13 protein-coding genes are annotated in these 16,528 nt (G+C 65.9%); 11 read left to right on the forward strand and 2 right to left on the reverse strand.

Going from position 1 to position 16,528, the window contains the following annotated elements; genetic code table 11:
- Window positions 1–232: 232 nt before the first annotated feature.
- The 5 genes from E4K64_RS05030 to E4K64_RS05050 all read left to right on the forward strand — a co-directional run bounded on the left by E4K64_RS05030 (window position 233) and on the right by E4K64_RS05050 (window position 9,031).
- Window positions 233–754, forward strand: a complete 522-nt coding sequence (locus E4K64_RS05030) for a PAS domain-containing protein (RefSeq protein WP_135162547.1) — start codon at window positions 233–235, stop codon at window positions 752–754.
- Window positions 732–2,036, forward strand: coding sequence for a methyl-accepting chemotaxis protein (locus E4K64_RS05035; protein ID WP_167771806.1), 1,305 nt, complete (start codon window positions 732–734; stop codon window positions 2,034–2,036). The genes E4K64_RS05030 and E4K64_RS05035 overlap by 23 nt, the downstream gene beginning before the upstream one ends.
- Before the next feature lie 285 nt (window positions 2,037–2,321).
- Entirely contained in the window at window positions 2,322–5,591 is a 3,270-nt protein-coding gene (locus tag E4K64_RS05040) for a transglutaminase family protein (protein WP_135162446.1), read from the forward strand.
- 27 nt (window positions 5,592–5,618) lie between these two features.
- Window positions 5,619–8,156, forward strand: a complete 2,538-nt coding sequence (locus E4K64_RS05045; RefSeq protein WP_135162447.1) for a circularly permuted type 2 ATP-grasp protein — start codon at window positions 5,619–5,621, stop codon at window positions 8,154–8,156.
- The gene (locus E4K64_RS05050) at window positions 8,153–9,031 is read left to right on the forward strand and encodes a transglutaminase family protein (RefSeq protein ID WP_135162448.1); all 879 of its coding nucleotides are present in this window, start codon (window positions 8,153–8,155) and stop codon (window positions 9,029–9,031) included. Before E4K64_RS05045 ends, E4K64_RS05050 begins: the two co-directional genes overlap by 4 nt.
- A 409-nt stretch (window positions 9,032–9,440) precedes the next feature.
- Here E4K64_RS05050 and E4K64_RS05060 read toward each other — a convergent pair whose 3' ends face one another.
- Together E4K64_RS05060 and E4K64_RS05065 are read right to left on the reverse strand one after the other, a co-directional pair.
- Entirely contained in the window at window positions 9,441–9,914 is a 474-nt protein-coding gene (locus E4K64_RS05060; protein WP_027154429.1) for a methyltransferase family protein, read from the reverse strand.
- Window positions 9,915–9,949: 35 nt separating this feature from the next.
- Window positions 9,950–10,843: an NAD(P)/FAD-dependent oxidoreductase gene (locus E4K64_RS05065; protein WP_135162449.1), complete on the reverse strand. Its 894-nt coding sequence runs from the start codon at window positions 10,841–10,843 to the stop codon at window positions 9,950–9,952.
- Window positions 10,844–10,957: 114 nt separating this feature from the next.
- On the opposite strand from E4K64_RS05065, the gene E4K64_RS05070 reads away from it, so the two are divergent.
- From E4K64_RS05070 to E4K64_RS05095, 6 genes are all read left to right on the forward strand, one after another.
- Complete coding sequence (locus E4K64_RS05070) at window positions 10,958–11,617, forward strand: TetR/AcrR family transcriptional regulator (RefSeq protein WP_135162450.1); 660 nt, start codon at window positions 10,958–10,960, stop codon at window positions 11,615–11,617.
- A gap of 314 nt (window positions 11,618–11,931) precedes the next feature.
- A complete protein-coding gene (locus E4K64_RS41605) occupies window positions 11,932–12,060 on the forward strand; it encodes a hypothetical protein (RefSeq protein WP_283812312.1) in 129 nt (42 codons plus the stop codon).
- A gap of 219 nt (window positions 12,061–12,279) precedes the next feature.
- Window positions 12,280–13,107, forward strand: coding sequence for an HD domain-containing protein (locus E4K64_RS05080; protein ID WP_135162451.1), 828 nt, complete (start codon window positions 12,280–12,282; stop codon window positions 13,105–13,107).
- Window positions 13,108–13,219: 112 nt separating this feature from the next.
- Window positions 13,220–14,113 carry an alpha/beta fold hydrolase gene (locus E4K64_RS05085; RefSeq protein WP_135162452.1) on the forward strand — a complete coding sequence of 298 codons (894 nt, stop codon included), beginning with the start codon at window positions 13,220–13,222 and terminating at the stop codon, window positions 14,111–14,113.
- Between the two features lie 202 nt (window positions 14,114–14,315).
- Window positions 14,316–14,942 (forward strand): GTP cyclohydrolase I FolE, encoded by a 627-nt coding sequence (gene folE / locus E4K64_RS05090; protein WP_135162453.1) that lies wholly within the window; start codon window positions 14,316–14,318, stop codon window positions 14,940–14,942.
- Between the two features lie 26 nt (window positions 14,943–14,968).
- Entirely contained in the window at window positions 14,969–16,483 is a 1,515-nt protein-coding gene (locus E4K64_RS05095; protein WP_135162454.1) for an FAD-dependent oxidoreductase, read from the forward strand.
- Window positions 16,484–16,528 lie beyond the last annotated feature (45 nt).

Raw genomic sequence — 16,528 nt, forward strand, 5'->3', positions numbered from 1 at the left:
GCCGGGCGCGCCGCGCCGCGCCGACGCAATCAGAGGACGCAGGCAGACGTTCGCGACGGCTTCGGCATCGCGTGTGATCGTCGGTGATGCAACGTTCATTCGCTAAGTAGTGATACGGAGGCTGGCGCCTCTTCGGGACTCTCCCGGCTTACATCTGGTTAACATTGTTGCCGTAGACAGGAGGCGATGCGGCTCCACAGCGTGGTGGGCCCGCCCTTTGTCGAGGATCCATCTGATGCAAGCGATACGTCCCACTGGGGTGGAAAATCTCCTCGGTGAGGAAGAGCTGATCGTATCGAAGACCGATCTCAAAGGCCGCATCACCTACGCCAATGACGTCTTTCTCCGCATGGCGAAATACCCCTGGAAGGAGCTGATGGGCGCGCCCCACAGCGTGATCCGCCATCCGGACATGCCGCGCTGCGTCTTCAAGCTGCTGTGGGACACGCTCCAGGCCAAGCAGGAAATCTTCGCCTACGTCGTCAATCTCGCCGGGGACGGCAGCCATTATTGGGTGTTCGCCCATGTCACCCCGACGTTCGACGATCGCGGCAACATCATCGGATATCATTCCAATCGACGCAGGCCCGATCCGGCGCCGGTCGAACGCATCAAGCCGATCTACAAGGCGCTCTGCGCGGAAGAGGCGCGCCACGCCAATGCCAAGGACGGCATGCGTGCGAGCTTCGACATGATGGTCGGTCTGCTCAAGCAAAACGGTGTCGCTTACGATGAATTTGTGCTCTCTCTCTAAGGCGCAGGGAGCGACTGCGGTCGCGTGCCTTCTCGCCTGCGTCGCGTTCGTCGGCTTGCTGCTCGGCTGGAGCGGAAGCATCGGTGCCGCGCCGCTCGGCGCGGCGATCCTGCTGCTCGGCTATTCCGTCTGGTGCCAGCATCGCGCCGCGGTGGCCGTCGATGAAGTCGCCGATGTCTGCCGCAAGGCGGCGCGCGGCGATCTCGAAGCGCGGATCCTGAGCGAGCGACAGGCCGGGCGGATCGGCGCCATCCAGAAGTCGGTCAACGACATACTCGACATCACCGACGCCTTCGTCCGCGAGGCTTCGGCATCGATGGACTATGCCAGCCGCGGCAAGTATTTCCGCAAGATCCTCGCGCGCGGATTGCCCGGCTCGTTCCGCCGCTCGGCCACCGTGATCAACGTTGGCACCGACAGCCTCGGCCGCCGCGTGGTCGAGATCGCCGGCCTCGCCAATCAGTTCGGCACGCATCTCGACGAGGTTGCCGGCAGCCTCATGAGCGCCGCGACCGATCTGGAATCCGACGCCGGCCAGATGGCGGCCGCCGCGGAGGTGACCAACCGCCAGACCTCCGGCATGCGCAGCGCGTCCGAGCAGGCCTCGAGCAACGTTGCGACGGTGGCGAGCGCCGCGGAACAGCTTGCATCCTCGATCGCGGAGATCAGCCGCCAGGTGGCCGGCTCGACCGCGAGCACCGGTCGCGCCGTCGACGAAGCCAATCGCGCCGGCAACGAAATTCGCTCCCTCGCGGATGCCGCGCTGCGGATCGGCGACGTCGTCAAGCTGATCAGCGAGATCGCCTCGCAGACCAACCTTCTGGCGCTCAACGCCACGATCGAGGCGGCGCGGGCAGGCGAGGCCGGCCGCGGCTTCGCGGTGGTCGCCTCCGAGGTCAAGAGCCTCGCCAACCAGACCGCGAAGGCGACCGAGGAGATCAGCGCCAAGGTCGGCGAGATGCAGCAATCGACGACCAATTCGGTCGCGGCCGTCGAGGCGATCGCCCAGACCATCGCCGAGATCGACGGCATCACCGCGAGCATTGCGGCCTCTGTCGAGCAGCAGGGCTCCGCGACCCGCGAGATCGCCCGCAGCGTCCACGAGGCCTCCGCCGGCACCTCGCAGGTCTCCTCCAACGTGTCAGGCATCAGCGAAGCCGCGGCCGATACGGGCCGCGTGGCGAGCCGCGTCAACAGCGCCTCCGAGCGCGTCCACGGCGAAGTCGAGACGCTCCGCCGCGAGGTGACGCAGTTCCTGCAGCGGCTGACCTCGGCGGCATAAGGCCGCGCGATCGCGGCGAGATTGGGCGGGCCCTATCCGCTGACTCGGAATCGTAGAATCGTAGGGTGGGCAAAGGCGCACTTGCGCCGTGCCCACGCAACGGGAGCCGTGGGCACGGCGCGCAAGCGCGCGCCTTTGCCCATCCTACGATGCTGCACATGTGGCGCGCCATCCGGCCTACGGTGTGACCGGGATACTTCCTAGGCACGCGCTGCCCGTTGTTAGTGCTTGATCGCACCCACTTCAGGTGTTCTGCTCAAAAAAGCTGCTGGAGCACCGCACCCCGTGTCGATCTACGTCGCATTGCATCATGTCACGCACTACAAATACGACCGCCCGATCGACCTCGGTCCGCAGACCATCCGCCTGCGCCCGGCGCCGCACACGCGCACGCCGATCCTGAGCTATTCGCTCAAGGTCACGCCATCCAATCATTTCGTGAACTGGCAGCAGGATCCGCAAGGCAACTGGCTCGCCCGCTACGTCTTTCCCGAGAAGACGACCGAATTGAAGATCGAGGTCGACTTCACCGCGCAGATGACGGTGGTCAATCCGTTCGACTTCTTCGTCGAGCCGTACGCCGACAGCTTTCCGTTCGAGTACACGAAGGATCTCAAGACCGAGCTCGCGCCGTATCTCGAGACGGTCAAGCCCGATCGCCTGTTTGCGAAATATCTGGACTCGATCCCGCAGGAAGCCCCGAACACCGTCAACTTCCTGGTCGAGCTCAATCGCGAGCTGCAGAAGAAGATCCGCTATATCATCCGGATGGAGCCGGGCGTGCAGACGCCGGAGGAGACGCTCGCCTCGTCCGCCGGATCATGCCGCGATTCCGCCTGGCTGCTGATCCAGACCTTCCGTCATCTCGGGCTCGCCGCGCGCTTCGTCTCCGGCTATCTCGTCCAGATCCGCCCCGACATCGATCCGATCGAAGGGCCGCCGGAAGTGGAGAACGACTTCACCGACCTGCACGCCTGGGCCGAGGTCTATCTGCCCGGCGCCGGCTGGATCGGCTTCGACGCGACCTCCGGCATGCTCGCGGGCGAGGGCCACATCCCGGTCGCCGCGACGCCGCACTATCGCTCGGCCGCGCCGATTTCGGGCGGCGCCGGCTTTGCCGAGGTCGAGTTCGCCTTCGACATGAGCGTGAAGCGCATCCGCGAGGCACCGCGCATCACAAAGCCGTTCTCCGACGAATCCTGGGCGCGGCTCAACGATCTCGGCGAGCAGGTCGACGGCGATCTCGAGAGCGCGGACGTTCGGCTCACCATGGGCGGCGAGCCAACCTTCGTCTCGGTCGACGATCTCGAAGCGGCGGAGTGGAATACGGAAGCGGTCGGCCCGACCAAGCGCGCGCTTGGCGACGACCTGATCCGCCGCCTGCGCACGCGCTTCGGCTCGGGCGGTCTTCTGCATTACGGCCAGGGCAAATGGTATCCGGGCGAGAGCCTGCCGCGCTGGGCCTTTGGCTTGTACTGGCGCAAGGACGGCGTGCCGATCTGGAAGAACGCCGACCTGATCGCCAGCATCGAACATCCGCGGCGCGCCGCGGTGAAGGAGGCCGAGACCTTCATCGAGGTCACGGCAGCACGGCTCGGGCTCGATCCCGGCTACATCATCCCGGCTTACGAGGACACGGCCTACTGGCTCCAGAAGGAAGCCGAGCTTCCCGTCAACGTCGATCCCACCGATTCCAAACTGTCCGATCCGGAGGCGCGCGCGCGCATGGCGCGCGTGTTCGACGAGGGGCTGAATACGCCGCGCGGCTTCGTGCTGCCGGTGCAGCGCTGGAACGCGCCGCCGCGCTGGCGCAGCGAGCGCTGGGCTCTCCGGCGCAATCATCTGTTCCTGATGCCGGGCGATTCGCCTCTTGGCCTGCGCCTGCCGCTCGGCTCGCTCGGATACGTGCCGCCCAACCAATATCCCTACATCGTCGAACAGGATCCGATGGAGGCTCGGGGCAAGCTGCCCGTGTTCACGCTCGCCGCGCGCCCGGAATCGCCGCCGCGGGCCGCGCCCGAGCAGCTCAACACGGCCGTCCCGGTGCGCACCGCGCTGTCGGTGGAAGTCCGCGACGGCGTCATCTGCGCCTTCATGCCGCCGGTCGAGCGCATCGAGGATTATCTCGAGCTGGTCGCCGTGCTCGAAGCCACCGCCGAGGAGATGCAGCTCCCCGTCCATGTCGAAGGCTATCCGCCGCCGTTCGATCCGCGCATCGAGGTGATCAAGGTGACGCCCGATCCCGGTGTCATCGAGATCAACATCCAGCCGGCGAAGAGCTGGGGCGAGGCGGTCGAGATCACCACCGGCCTCTACGAGGATGCCGGCAAGGTTCGCCTCGGCGCCAACCGCTTCCTGGTCGACGGCCGCCACACCGGCACCGGCGGCGGCAACCACGTCGTGGTTGGCGGCTCGAGCCCGCCGGACTCGCCGTTCCTGCGCCGGCCGGATCTGCTCAAGAGTCTCGTGCTGTATTGGCAGCGGCATCCCTCGCTGTCCTATTTCTTCTCCGGCCTCTTCATCGGGCCGACCAGCCAGGCGCCGCGCATCGACGAAGCCCGGCACGACAGCATCTACGAGCTCGAGATTGCGCTCTCGCACGTGCCGCCGCCGGGCTATCAGGCGCCGCTGTGGCTGGTCGACCGCCTGTTCCGGCATCTGCTCGTCGACATCACCGGCAACACCCATCGCGCCGAGATCTGCATCGACAAGCTCTATTCGCCGGAGGGACCGACCGGCCGACTCGGCCTCGTCGAATTCCGCGCGCTCGAAATGCCGCCGGACCCGCGCATGTCGCTGGCCCAGCAGCTGTTGATCCGCGCGCTGATCGCGAAATTCTGGCGCGAGCCGCAACACGGCAAGTTCGTGCGCTGGGGCACCGCGCTGCATGACCGCTTCATGCTTCCGCATTTCATCTGGGACGATTTTCTGGACGTGCTCGGCGAGCTCAAGCAGTTCGGTTACCCCTTCGAGCCGGAATGGTATCTGGCGCAGCTCGAATTCCGCTTTCCCGCCTTCGGCCGCGTCCATCATGGCGGCGTGACGCTGGAGCTGCGCCAGGCGCTGGAGCCCTGGCACGTGCTGGGCGAGGAGGGCTCGGCCGGCGGCACGGTGCGTTATGTCGATTCGTCGGTCGAGCGGCTCCAGGTCAAGGCGGAGGGCTTTGTCGAGGGCCGCCACATCGTCACCTGCAACGGCCGCCGCCTGCCGATGACCTCGACCGGCCGCTCGGCCGAGGCCGTGGCCGGCGTCCGCTTCAAGGCCTGGCAGCCGGCTTCCGGCCTGCATCCGACCATTCCGGTCCACGCGCCCCTGACCTTCGACCTGATCGACAGCTGGAACGGCCGCTCGCTCGGCGGCTGCGTCTACCATGTCGCCCATCCGGGCGGCCGCAGCTACGACACCAAGCCGGTCAACACCTATGAAGCCGAGGCGCGGCGTCTGGCGCGCTTCCAGGATCACGGCCATACGCCGGGGCCCATCCAGCCCCCGCCCGAGGAACGCACAAATGAGTTCCCCCTGACCCTCGACTTGCGGACCCCGCTCCTGCAATGAGTATGATGGTGGGGCATGGAGAGGCGCATGGCCGAGGGCGCAGCCGAAGAGGACGACAAGGCGGGTAGGGCGCCAGGACAACGTGAGAGCCAGCGTGAAGGCCAGCGCCGCTTCGCGCAATGGGTCCGCGACTATCGCCGCCTGCCCGGCATTCCGGACGAGTTCTTAGGCCCCGAGGGCGCCCCGCGCGCGGTCTGGAGCCGCTTCTTCGAGGCCTTCGGCGCGCTCGCGCCGGACGAGATCGAGCGGCGATTCGGCATGGCCGACCGCCACCTCCGCGAGGCCGGCGTCACCTACCGGGCCCCCGACGACAGCGCCGACCGGCCGTGGTCGATCAGCCATTTGCCGCTTTTGATCGACGAGACCGACTGGCAGCAGCTCTGCGCCGGCATCACCCAGCGCGCCGAGCTGCTCGAACGCGTGCTGCGCGACCTCTATGGCGAGGGACGCCTGGTCGCCGAGGGCGCGCTGCCCGCGGCCGCGATCGCCGGTAGCCCCGAATATCTCCGTCCCGTCTGCGGCGTGCCGCCGCCGGGCGGGCGCTATCTGTCGCTCTATGCCGCCGATGTCGGCCGCGGGCCCGACGGCCGCTGGTGGGTGCTCGGCGACCGCACCCAGGCGCCGTCGGGCGCGGGTTACGCGCTGGAGAACCGCCTGGTGCTCTCGCGCGCCTTCTCCGACCTCTACAAGTCGATGAACGTGCCGCGTGTCGCGCCGTTCTTCGAGGCGTTCCGCGACTCACTGCGCGCGCGCGCCGACCGTGACGAGCCGCGGATCGGCGTGCTGACGCCGGGCAGCTTCAGCGAGACCTATTTCGAGCATGCGACGCTGGCGCGCTATCTCGGCTTCCTGCTGGTCGAGGGCGATGATCTCGCCGTCAGCGACAACCGCATCCACATCCGCACCGTTGCCGGCCTGAAGCGGCTCGACGTTCTGCTGCGCCGGGTCGATTCCAACTCGCTCGATCCGCTCGAGCTCGATGCGTCCTCGCATCTCGGCGTGCCCGGCCTGATCGACGTGCTGCGCAAGGACGGCGTCGTTGTCGCCAACATGCCGGGTTCCGGCGTCCTGGAGGCGCGGGCGCTGCTCGGCTTCCTGCCAGCGCTCAGCCGCCGCCTGCTCGGCGAGGAGCTGAAGATGCCGCATATCGCGACCTGGTGGTGCGGCCAGCGCGTCGCGCGCGAGGAGGTGCTGGCGCGGCTCGACGAGGTCGCGATCGAAGGCGCCTACCGGCGCGGCGTGCCCGGCTTCGACTCCAGCGGCCCGGTGCTCGCGAGCGAGCTTGATGCGAGCGACCGCCAGCGCCTGGTCGAAGCCATCGCCGCGCGCGGCATGGATTATGTCGGCCAGGAGGTGGTGCGGCTCTCGACCATGCCGGTGTGGGAGCAGGGCCAGATCACGCCGCGTCCGTTCGTGCTGCGCGTGTTCGCCGCGGCGACGCCCGACGGCTGGGCCATCATGCCCGGCGGCTTCTGCCGCATCGCCGAGCAGGCGGACGCGCGCGCGGTGTCGATGGGCGACGGTGCGCGTGCCGCCGACGTCTGGGTGGTCTCCGACAAGCAGGTCTCGACCGCGACCTTGCTGCCGGCGACCGACAAGGTCCGCATCCGCCGCATCGCCGGCGTGCTGCCGAGCCGCGCCGCCGACAATCTGTTCTGGCTCGGCCGCTATCTCGAACGCGCCGAGGCGACGCTGCGCCTCGTGCGCGCTTTGGGCTCGCCGAGCGGGCCCAACAAGGGCACCGCGGCCTCGGTGCAATCGGCCGAGCGCATCCAGCGCCTGTTGGTGGCCTGGGGCGCGGTCTCGCAAACCTCGCGCGCGGCCGCAGGGCGCATCGTGGCGGAAGCGCTGCAGAGCGAGGCGCGTTTCGGCTCGGCGCTGTCGCTCGTGCGCGCGGCGCAGCGCACGGCGACCTCGTTGCGCGAGCGGCTGTCGCCCGATGCCTGGCAGGTCATCACCGAGATGGCCGAGCGCCTTGCCTATGAGGTCGAGGACGACGACAGCGTGCTGAGCGCGGCCGAGCTGACCTTGCAGGAGCTGGCGAGCTTCGCAGGCCTCGCGCAAGAGAACATGAACCGTGCCGCCGGCTGGCGCTTCCTCGACATCGGCCGCCGCGTCGAGCGTGCCATCAACACCACACGCTTCACGCGGCAATTCGCCTATGACGAGGCCGGCGACGAGGATCTCGACATCCTGCTGACGCTGGTGGATTGCCAGATCACCTATCGCTCGCGTTACCTGCTGGCGCCGATCCTGGCCCCGGTGCGCGACCTCGCCGTGCTCGATCCCTACAATCCGCGCTCCGTGGCGTTCCAGGTGACGACGCTGAACGAGCATATTGAAGCGCTGCCGAGCCTGAAGGAGCACGGCCTGATCGAGAAGCCGCAGCGGCTCGCGGTGGCGATGCAGGCGATGCTTGCAACGGCAGAGGCCGAGAAGCTCGAGGTCAAGATGCTGTTTGCGCTGGAGCAGGACCTGCTCAGCCTCGCGGAGGCGATCGGGCAGCACTACTTCCCGCATGGCCCCAATGCCGCCCGGCCGGAAAAGCTGACGGGGCTGGCGTGATCTACGACATCCGTCACGTCACCACCTACGAATATGAGAGTCCCGTCAGCTTCGCCCGCTGCACGCTGCGGCTCGAGCCCAGAAGCGGCGGCGGCCAGGAGCTGATCTCGCACGGCGTCGAGATCCGTCCGCGGCCTGCCGAGCGCAATGTGCGGCGCGATTTCTTCGGCACGCTGACCGAGAGCGTCGTGATCGAAGCCGCGCATCGCAACCTGCGGATCGACTCGCGTTCGCGCGTCGCCGTGTCACGCCGGCCGCCGCCGCGCGACGCCGTCAGTCCGCCCTGGGAAAGCATCCGTGACGTCGCCTTCGAAGCGACGAGCCTCGGGCCGTCCTCGCCGATCGGTTATGTCTTTGCGAGCCCGCTGGTGCCGGTGCTGCGCCCGGTCAGCGCCTATGCGAGTTTGAGCTTTGCACCCGGCGCAGGCATCCTCCAAGGCGCGGTCGACCTCATGCACCGTATCCGCGCCGACTTCCGCTACGACCCCAAGGCGACGGTGATCTCGACCCCGCTCGGCGAGGTCTTCGACAAGCGCCACGGCGTCTGTCAGGATTTTGCCCATGTGATGATCGCGGGGCTGCGCGGGCTCGGTCTGCCGGCGGCCTATGTCAGCGGCTATTTGCGCACCATTCCAGCACCGGGCCAGCCCCGCCTGCAGGGCGCCGATGCCACCCATGCCTGGGTATCGCTGTGGTGCGGGGCGGAGCTCGGCTGGGTCGATTTCGACCCGACCAACGACCTCTTGATTGGCAACGACCATATCGTGCTCGCGGTCGGGCGCGACTTTTCCGACGTCTCGCCGGTCGACGGCATCATCGTCGGCTCGCCCAAGCAGAAGCTCGGCGTCGCCGTCGATGTGGTGCTGGTGGAGTAGGGCGGGTACTCATAAGCGCCGGCTTACCAACGCAAAGCGGAGGTCGGCCATCTAGAATGTCATCGGCAGCTCGTGACCCCATTGCGGACGTTAGTCGGACCGTGCGGCCGACTTGCCCAGAGCTTTTTGGATAAATCGGACTTGGTCGCGCAAGCTGGTTTCGCTGTCTTCGCCGTGTTGGATGCGATACTGGATCAAGATCGGGTGGAAGAAGGGTGTTAGGGCACTGTTGACCGTTCGCGCCGCCTCCGCGGCGTCATCGACTCTCAGGCGCTGGGGTGTACTGCGGGGTCAGCCGGCCGGTCGGTTTTCCGTGACACCGGCCCGCAACGTTCAGAATATGATAGCTCGTGGCAAGGAAGCGGCGCTGGTTTATTAGGAGGCCCCGCAGGCGGCAGCGGCGGAATAGTCAGAGCCAGCGGCGAACCTCGGCCTTGTAGCGGCGGTAGTCGTCGCCGAACTTCGCTTCGAGATAGCGCTCCTCGCGGGCGATCACTTGCGTCTGGATCGCGATCAGCACCAAGGGGAGCAAGGCGAAGGCGATCGGCCCGTCGAAGCCGATCGCAAGGCCGGCATAGATAAGCGCCATGCCGAGATACATGGGATTGCGGGTCCACCGATAAGGACCGGTCGTTGCGATGAGGGTGGTTGGCTGCGATGGCGGAACGTTGGTGCCCAGCCGCCGGAACAGTCCCGCCGCCGCAAGCATCATCGCCGCGCCGGCAACGAACAGCAGCGCGCCCGTCGCGACCAGCAACCGCCAGTCGATGCCGAAAGAGCGCAGGGTGACGAACCGCTCCGCCGCCAACCCCAACAGCAGCGCTCCCAGATAGACGAAGGGCGGAGGGAAGCGCACACCCGCGCTGTCCGGTTCGACGGCCATGCTCATCTCCAATCTGTGCTCTCAAATCTGTGCTGTCAAACCACCATCGATTGCTGGGCGAAGATGCCCGCCATCGCGCCCTGCGATGATGCCTGGGTGACCGAGGGCAAGAAGGGCGTGGTGAGGTCGCCGGCGGCGTAGATGCCGGGCATGCTGGTTTGGCGGCGCTCGTCGACCTTGAGGGCGATGCCGACGGGCGTATCGACCGTGGCGAGATCCAGTGATTCATGCAGGCTTGCGGACGGCTTGTTGCGCGGATGGGCGAACAGGATGTCGACCACGACCTTGCGGCCGGTATCGAGATTGACGGTGGCGATATGGCCCTTGTGATGGGCGATCTCGACAATCCGGTCTTCGACGACAGGTACGTTGCGGCGCGTCAGATCGGCCCGGATATCGGGCGGAATGTCGTGACCATCGGTGAAAAGCGTCAACTTGTCGGTCCAATCGTGGAACAGCCTGACCTGATTGTGCGATTGCGGGCCCGACCAGACTAGGCCCCAATGCTGACCGGCGACTTCAAAGCCGTCGCAATAAGGGCAGGGCACGATGGACGTGCCCCAGCTTTCGCCAAAGCCCGGAACATCAGGCATCTGGTCGGCGACGCCATAGCTCAGGATCAGACGACGCGCCCGAAAGCTTTCGCCACCAGAAGTGAGGACGTTGAAATCGTCGATGGCGCCGGAGACACTTTCGGCCCGGGCACTGACCAGCTTGATCGTGGGATAACGCGCCAGCTGCTGCCGCGCCTCGGCCAGGATGTCCAGCGGGGGCTTGTGATCGTGGCCGAGCAGACCATGCGAGTGGCTAGCGAAGCGGTTACGCGGCAGGCCGGTATCGAGAACGGTGACCTTGCGGCGGGCACGGCCGAGCTGCAGGGCGCCGGCGAGACCGGCAAAGCTGCCGCCGATGATGATGACGTCGTCCATGGTGATGGCCTCCGTTTGGAGGACAGGTGAAACCTATCCATTGGCTTGCACATTTTCGACACTGCATGGTATCGTAATTCATGAATTAGAATACTGTCAAGTACTGGAATTGTCGTGACGAAAAACAGCCAGGGCCGGCGCGGCCGGCCCGCCAACGAGGCGCTTGGCCAAACGATAGTCGATGCCGCGTCGCAACTCTTTGTGGAATTGGGTTTTCAAGCGACGACCTTGGACAAGGTCGCCCAGCGGGCGAAGATATCCAAGCTCAGCATCTATCGGCACTTCGAGAATAAGGAGGCGCTGTTCAGCGCGGCCATCGCGACCGGCTGCCATCAGTTGTTTGCACCGCAGGCCCTTCTTGAAGGCGTCGGCGGTTCGGCCGAAGATCAGCTCATGGCGGTGGGATCGTCCTTGCTTCGCACGCTGTTGAGATCAGATGTCCGCAGTGTCGAAGCCATGGTCATGGCCGACAAGACGAATCAAAACTCGTTAAGCAAGCTCCATTACGAAGCCGGCCCCGCCCATATCATCGCCCAAATCGAGGCCCTGTTGCGTCAGTTGCACGCGAAGGCGCTTCTGAACGTGCCCGATCCTCTCCGGTCCGCCCGCTTGTTTGCCGCGCTTTTCAAAGGATCCGATCTCCTGATGATCGCACGCTTCGATCAGGCGAGAGCAGAGGACGACAACGAAATCGAATCCTATTGCCGGTCGGCCGTCGCCATGTTCATCGCCGCGCACGGTGGCAACGACCATGCGGGCGGATATACGTTGTGAAACAACGAGCACTAACCTTTCGTTGTCAGCCGCAATTCCGCTTCTGGCCCATACTCGATTGGCACGCTGCCAGCCGACTGTCAGCTTATTGCGGACTCGCCTCCAAGAACCGTACATCTCTCCGAGAGCTTACTGAAGCGGAGGGTGACATTCCCAGGAAGAGCGCACCAAGTCGACGGTTTCAGTGAACGCTGCGTTTGAAGAATTGATTGAAGCTCTCAGCGCGCATCGACGGGCGAACTAGTCTCCTTCGACTACGCCCGGTCCTTATGATTTCGCCATCCCGAAGTCTCGATCAATGAATTTGCCAACCAGTGCTGGAGACGCTTGGCGAATATATCTTCTCGCTGGCCGGCAAACGCGGCAAGCTGGTCGAGCTGTTCTATTTGGCCAGAAGCCTTTCGCGCTCGGCCGATGGCGCCGACATCTTGTCCGCCCCGTAGAGCGGTCGTCAGGCCTGGATCTTTCCGGCTGACGCCTTCAGGCTGTATCAGGTGCTGGCCGCAACCGTCATGTTGCGCAGCGGCAATGTAACATATTTACGAATTTTTGATGCGGAATTTGGTCAGCCGGCCCAAGATGGGCTATGCTGGCGCCGCGTCGAGAACAACAGAGGCGTCGGGAGAGAGCGTGGGACACCAGCGGCGGACGGGGCTGCAGCCATGATAACCTTACCGAGACTGGCGGCTGAATCCCTCGAGGACTTCCTCGGTAAGTTCATGCGTCGCCGGTTCGATGAGACTTCTGCCAATATCGTCGAGAGCGCGACCCGCACCGCGATGGAATGCATCGGCAACAGCGATGCGCTCTATCACAATATCGAGCACACGATGCTGGTGACGCTGGCGGCCCAGGCCATCCTGCGCGGCCGGAGCCTCCATACCCATCTGTCGGCTGAGGACTACGTCCATATCCTGATCGCCTGCCTCGCCCACGACATCGGCTATGTGCGCGGGCTGTTCGAGGAGGACGACGCCGACGGCTTCGTCATCGACGCGGCCGACACCAAGATCTCGTTGCCGCGCGGTGCATCGGACGCGAGCCTGATGATGTATCACGTCGACCGCTCGAAACTATATGTGACGCGGCGGTTGCGGCATATTCCCGGGCTCGATCCGGAGCGCGTTGCCCGCGCCATCGAGGGCACGCGCTTTCCGGCCCGCCAGGGCCAGGAATACGACGACGAGGCCTCGATCCTGCGCGCGGCCGACTTCATCGGCCAGCTCGGCGATCCCAACTATCTGCGCAAGGCCAACGCGCTCTATTACGAGTTCGAGGAAGTCGGCATGAATCGCCAGCTCGGCTACGATTCGCCGGCCGACATCGTGAACCGCTATCCGCAGTTCTATTGGAACAGCGTCGCACCGCACATCCAGACCGAGATCGGCTATCTCAACAAGACCGAGATCGGCCGGCAATGGATCGCCAACCTCTACAGCAACGTGTTCCGCGCCGAGCGCGACATCTCGCTGTCCGGGCCGCAGACATAGGCCCGTTGTAGCCGGGATGAGCGCAGCGATATCCGGGGCCGGCGGCGCCGCATCCCGGATATCGCTGCGCTCATCCGGGCTACGATAGTGCGCAAAATCCGTGAGCAAAACCATGCAACAAAAAACCATCGCCACGGACATCCTCGACATCGCCTATCGCGAATACGGCGCGCCCGACGGCTGGCCCTGCATCATGGGCCACGGCTTTCCCTACGACGTGAACGCCTATGCCGAGACCGCGCCGATCCTCGCCGAGGCCGGTGCGCGGGTACTGGTGCCCTGGCTGCGCGGCTATGGGCCGACGCGCTTCCGCAGCGCCTCGACCTTGCGCTCCGGCGAGCAGGCAGCACTCGGCGCCGATCTCTTGGCCTTCATGGACGCGCTCGATATCCGGCGCGCAATCGTCGGCGGCTATGATTGGGGCGGGCGCGCGGCCTGCGTGGTCGCAGCACTCCATCCGGATCGCGTGATCGGGCTGGTCAGCGGCAATTCCTACAACATCCAGAACATCGCCCGTGCCATGGAGCCGGCCTCGCCGCCCGAGGAGGCGGCACTCTGGTATCAATATCTCTTCCACAACGAGCGCGGCCGCCGCGCGCTGGAGCGCAACCGGCGCGGCTTCGCCCGCCAGCTCTGGGCGATGTGGTCGCCGAAATGGGCGTTCGACGACGCAACGTTCGAGCGGAGCGCGGTGTCTTTCGACAATCCCGATTTCGTCGATGTCGTGATCCACTCCTACCGCCACCGCTACGCGCTGGTCGCGGGCGATCCCGCCTATGCGGAAATCGAGGCGAGGCTCGCCGGCCAGCCGCAGATCCGCGTCCCGACCATTGCGATCGACGGCGACAGCGACGGCGTCAATCCCGGCACCGCCCATCACGCCCGCAAGTTCGAAGGCTTCTTCGAGCGGCGCGTCTTCACCGATGCCGGTCATAATCTGCCGCAGGAGCGGCCGGCCGAATGGGCGCAGGCCGTGATCGACGTCCGGAAGGCGGCTGAGGCATAGGCAGTCTAACTCCTCATCCTGAGGACCCGCGGAGCGGGCGTCTCGAAGGGTGAAAGCCCCGCGGCCGGCCTTCATGGTTCGAGACGCGCCTTCGGCACTCCGCCTCCCAAATTTCCCCGATCGGCGGGAACCTTTTCCGATTGCAGCCGTCCAAGCTGTGGGGCCGCTTAACCTATGCGGCTCATTGCAGGGGAGGACCTCGATGGAGTCGCACGTGCGTAAGCTCGAACGTGTCGCGGTGGCGCAGGCGCCGGTCGAACGGCCCGACAGGGCGGAGGTCGAGCAGGCGATCCGGACCATGATCCGCTGGGCCGGCGATGATCCCGGCCGCGACGGCCTGCGCGAGACGCCGGACCGGGTCGCACGCGCCTTCGAGGAGTATTTCTCCGGATACGCGCTGGACCCGACCGAGATCCTGCAAAAGACCTTCGAGGAGATCGAGGGCTATGACGAGATGATCGTGCTGCGCGGCGTTCGCTTCGAGAGCCATTGCGAGCACCATATGGCGCCGATCGTCGGCCGCGCCTGGGTCGCTTATATTCCGCAGGGGCGCGTCGTCGGCATCTCCAAGCTTGCGCGCGTGGTGGACGTCTACGCCAAACGGCTCCAGATCCAGGAGAAGATGACCGCGCAGATCGCCAATACCATCAACGACGTGCTCAAGCCCGAAGGCGTCGGCGTCATCATCAAGGCGACGCATCATTGCATGACCACGCGCGGTGCGCACAAGCCCGGGACCGACCTCGTCACCAGCCGCATGCTGGGCGTGTTCCGCGACAATGCGCTGACGCGCCAGGAGCTGCTGGGGCTCGCCAATTCGGACGATTGACCCGCGCGCAAGAAGGAGGCGTCGCCATGGCCGAGGACAACAAGCCGAGCGGACCCGATCTGAGCAAGGGCATATCGCTGAGCGCGTTCAAGGACGGCAAATTGCTCGGTCACGTCGGCGAGGAGGACGTCCTCTTGGTGCAAGCGGGCAGCGAGATCTTCGCGATCGAGCCGGCCTGCAGCCATTATCACGGTCCGCTCGCCGAGGGCCTGGTGGTGGGCGATACCATCCGCTGTCCCTGGCATCATGCCTGCTTCTCCTTGCGCACCGGGGAGGCCACCCGCCCACCGGCGTTGAATGCATTGGCGGTCTGGGAGGTCACGCGCGATCGCGACAGCATCGTCGTTCGGCGCAAGCGCGAGGCACTGACGCCGCCGACCGCACATCGCAGCGCGCCGACGTCGGAGAAGTTCGTCATCGTCGGCGGCGGCGCCGCCGGCTTCTCCGCCGCCGAGACGCTCCGGCGCGAGGGCTTTGCCGGCGCCATCACCATGCTGAGCAATGACGGCGCGATGCCGGTCGACCGGCCCAACCTCTCCAAGGACTACCTCGCGGGCAACGCGCCGGAGGATTGGTTGCCGCTGCGCGGTGAGGACTATTACCAGGACACCGGCATCGATCTCAGGCTCAACACCGACGTCGCCACGATCGATGCGAAGACGCGCAGCGTCACGCTCGGAAATGGCGACAAGCTGCCGTTCGACCGGCTGCTGCTCGCGACCGGCGCCGAGCCGGTCAAGTTGCAGATTCCCGGCGCGGACCAGCCGCACGTTCACACCTTGCGCTCGGTCGCCGACAGCCGCGCCATCATCAAGGCCGCAGCAAGTGCCAGGCGCGCGCTGGTGATCGGCGCCAGCTTCATCGGCCTGGAGGTCGCGGCCTCCTTGCGGGCCCGCAAGATCGAGGTGCATGTGGTCGCGCCGGAGGAGCGGCCGATGCAGAAAGTGCTCGGCGCCGAGATGGGCGATTTCGTCCGGTCCCTGCACGAGGAGAACGGCGTCATCTTCCACTTGAAGGATACGGTGGAGAGGCTCGACGGCATGCGCGCGACGCTGAAGAGCGGCGCCGTCATCGAGGCTGACGTCGTCGTCGTCGGCATCGGCGTCAAGCCGCGCCTCGCGCTCGCCGAGCAGGCGGGGCTGGCGGCCGATCGTGGCGTCAGCGTGAGCGAATATCTGGAGACCAGCGTGGCCGGCATCTTCGCGGCCGGCGACATCGCCCGCTGGCCCGATCCGCATTCGCGGCAGACCATCCGCGTCGAGCACTGGGTGGTGGCGGAGCGGCAGGGGCAGACGGCGGCGCGCAACATGCTTGGCAGGCGCGAGCGCTTCGACGCCGTGCCGTTCTTCTGGAGCCAGCACTACGACGTGCCGATCAACTATGTCGGGCACGCCGAGAACTTCGACGACATCGCGATCGACGGCAGCATCTCCGGAAAGGACTGCCTGTTGAAGTACCGCAAGGGCGGTCGCGTGCTGGCGGTCGCTTCAATTTATCGCGATCTCGATAATCTCAAGGCCGAATTGGAGATGGAGCGCTAGCACGGCTGAAGCGGCGCGCCCGATCTTGATTTGCGTCAACGTTGC

The organism is Bradyrhizobium frederickii (genome assembly GCF_004570865.1).
Classification (GTDB): domain Bacteria; phylum Pseudomonadota; class Alphaproteobacteria; order Rhizobiales; family Xanthobacteraceae; genus Bradyrhizobium; species Bradyrhizobium frederickii.

Excerpts from the sequence above, each read along its gene's own strand:
- E4K64_RS05035 (WP_167771806.1), top strand. The coding sequence starts at position 732 with ATGAATTTGTGCTCTCTCTCTAAGGCGCAGGGAGCGACTGCGGTCGCG.
- E4K64_RS05045 (WP_135162447.1), top strand. The coding sequence starts at position 5,619 with ATGGCCGAGGGCGCAGCCGAAGAGGACGACAAGGCGGGTAGGGCGCCA.
- E4K64_RS05060 (WP_027154429.1), bottom strand. The coding sequence starts at position 9,914 with ATGGCCGTCGAACCGGACAGCGCGGGTGTGCGCTTCCCTCCGCCCTTC.
- E4K64_RS05065 (WP_135162449.1), bottom strand. The coding sequence starts at position 10,843 with ATGGACGACGTCATCATCATCGGCGGCAGCTTTGCCGGTCTCGCCGGC.
- E4K64_RS05080 (WP_135162451.1), top strand. The coding sequence starts at position 12,280 with ATGATAACCTTACCGAGACTGGCGGCTGAATCCCTCGAGGACTTCCTC.
- E4K64_RS05085 (WP_135162452.1), top strand. The coding sequence starts at position 13,220 with ATGCAACAAAAAACCATCGCCACGGACATCCTCGACATCGCCTATCGC.
- folE (WP_135162453.1), top strand. The coding sequence starts at position 14,316 with ATGGAGTCGCACGTGCGTAAGCTCGAACGTGTCGCGGTGGCGCAGGCG.
- E4K64_RS05095 (WP_135162454.1), top strand. The coding sequence starts at position 14,969 with ATGGCCGAGGACAACAAGCCGAGCGGACCCGATCTGAGCAAGGGCATA.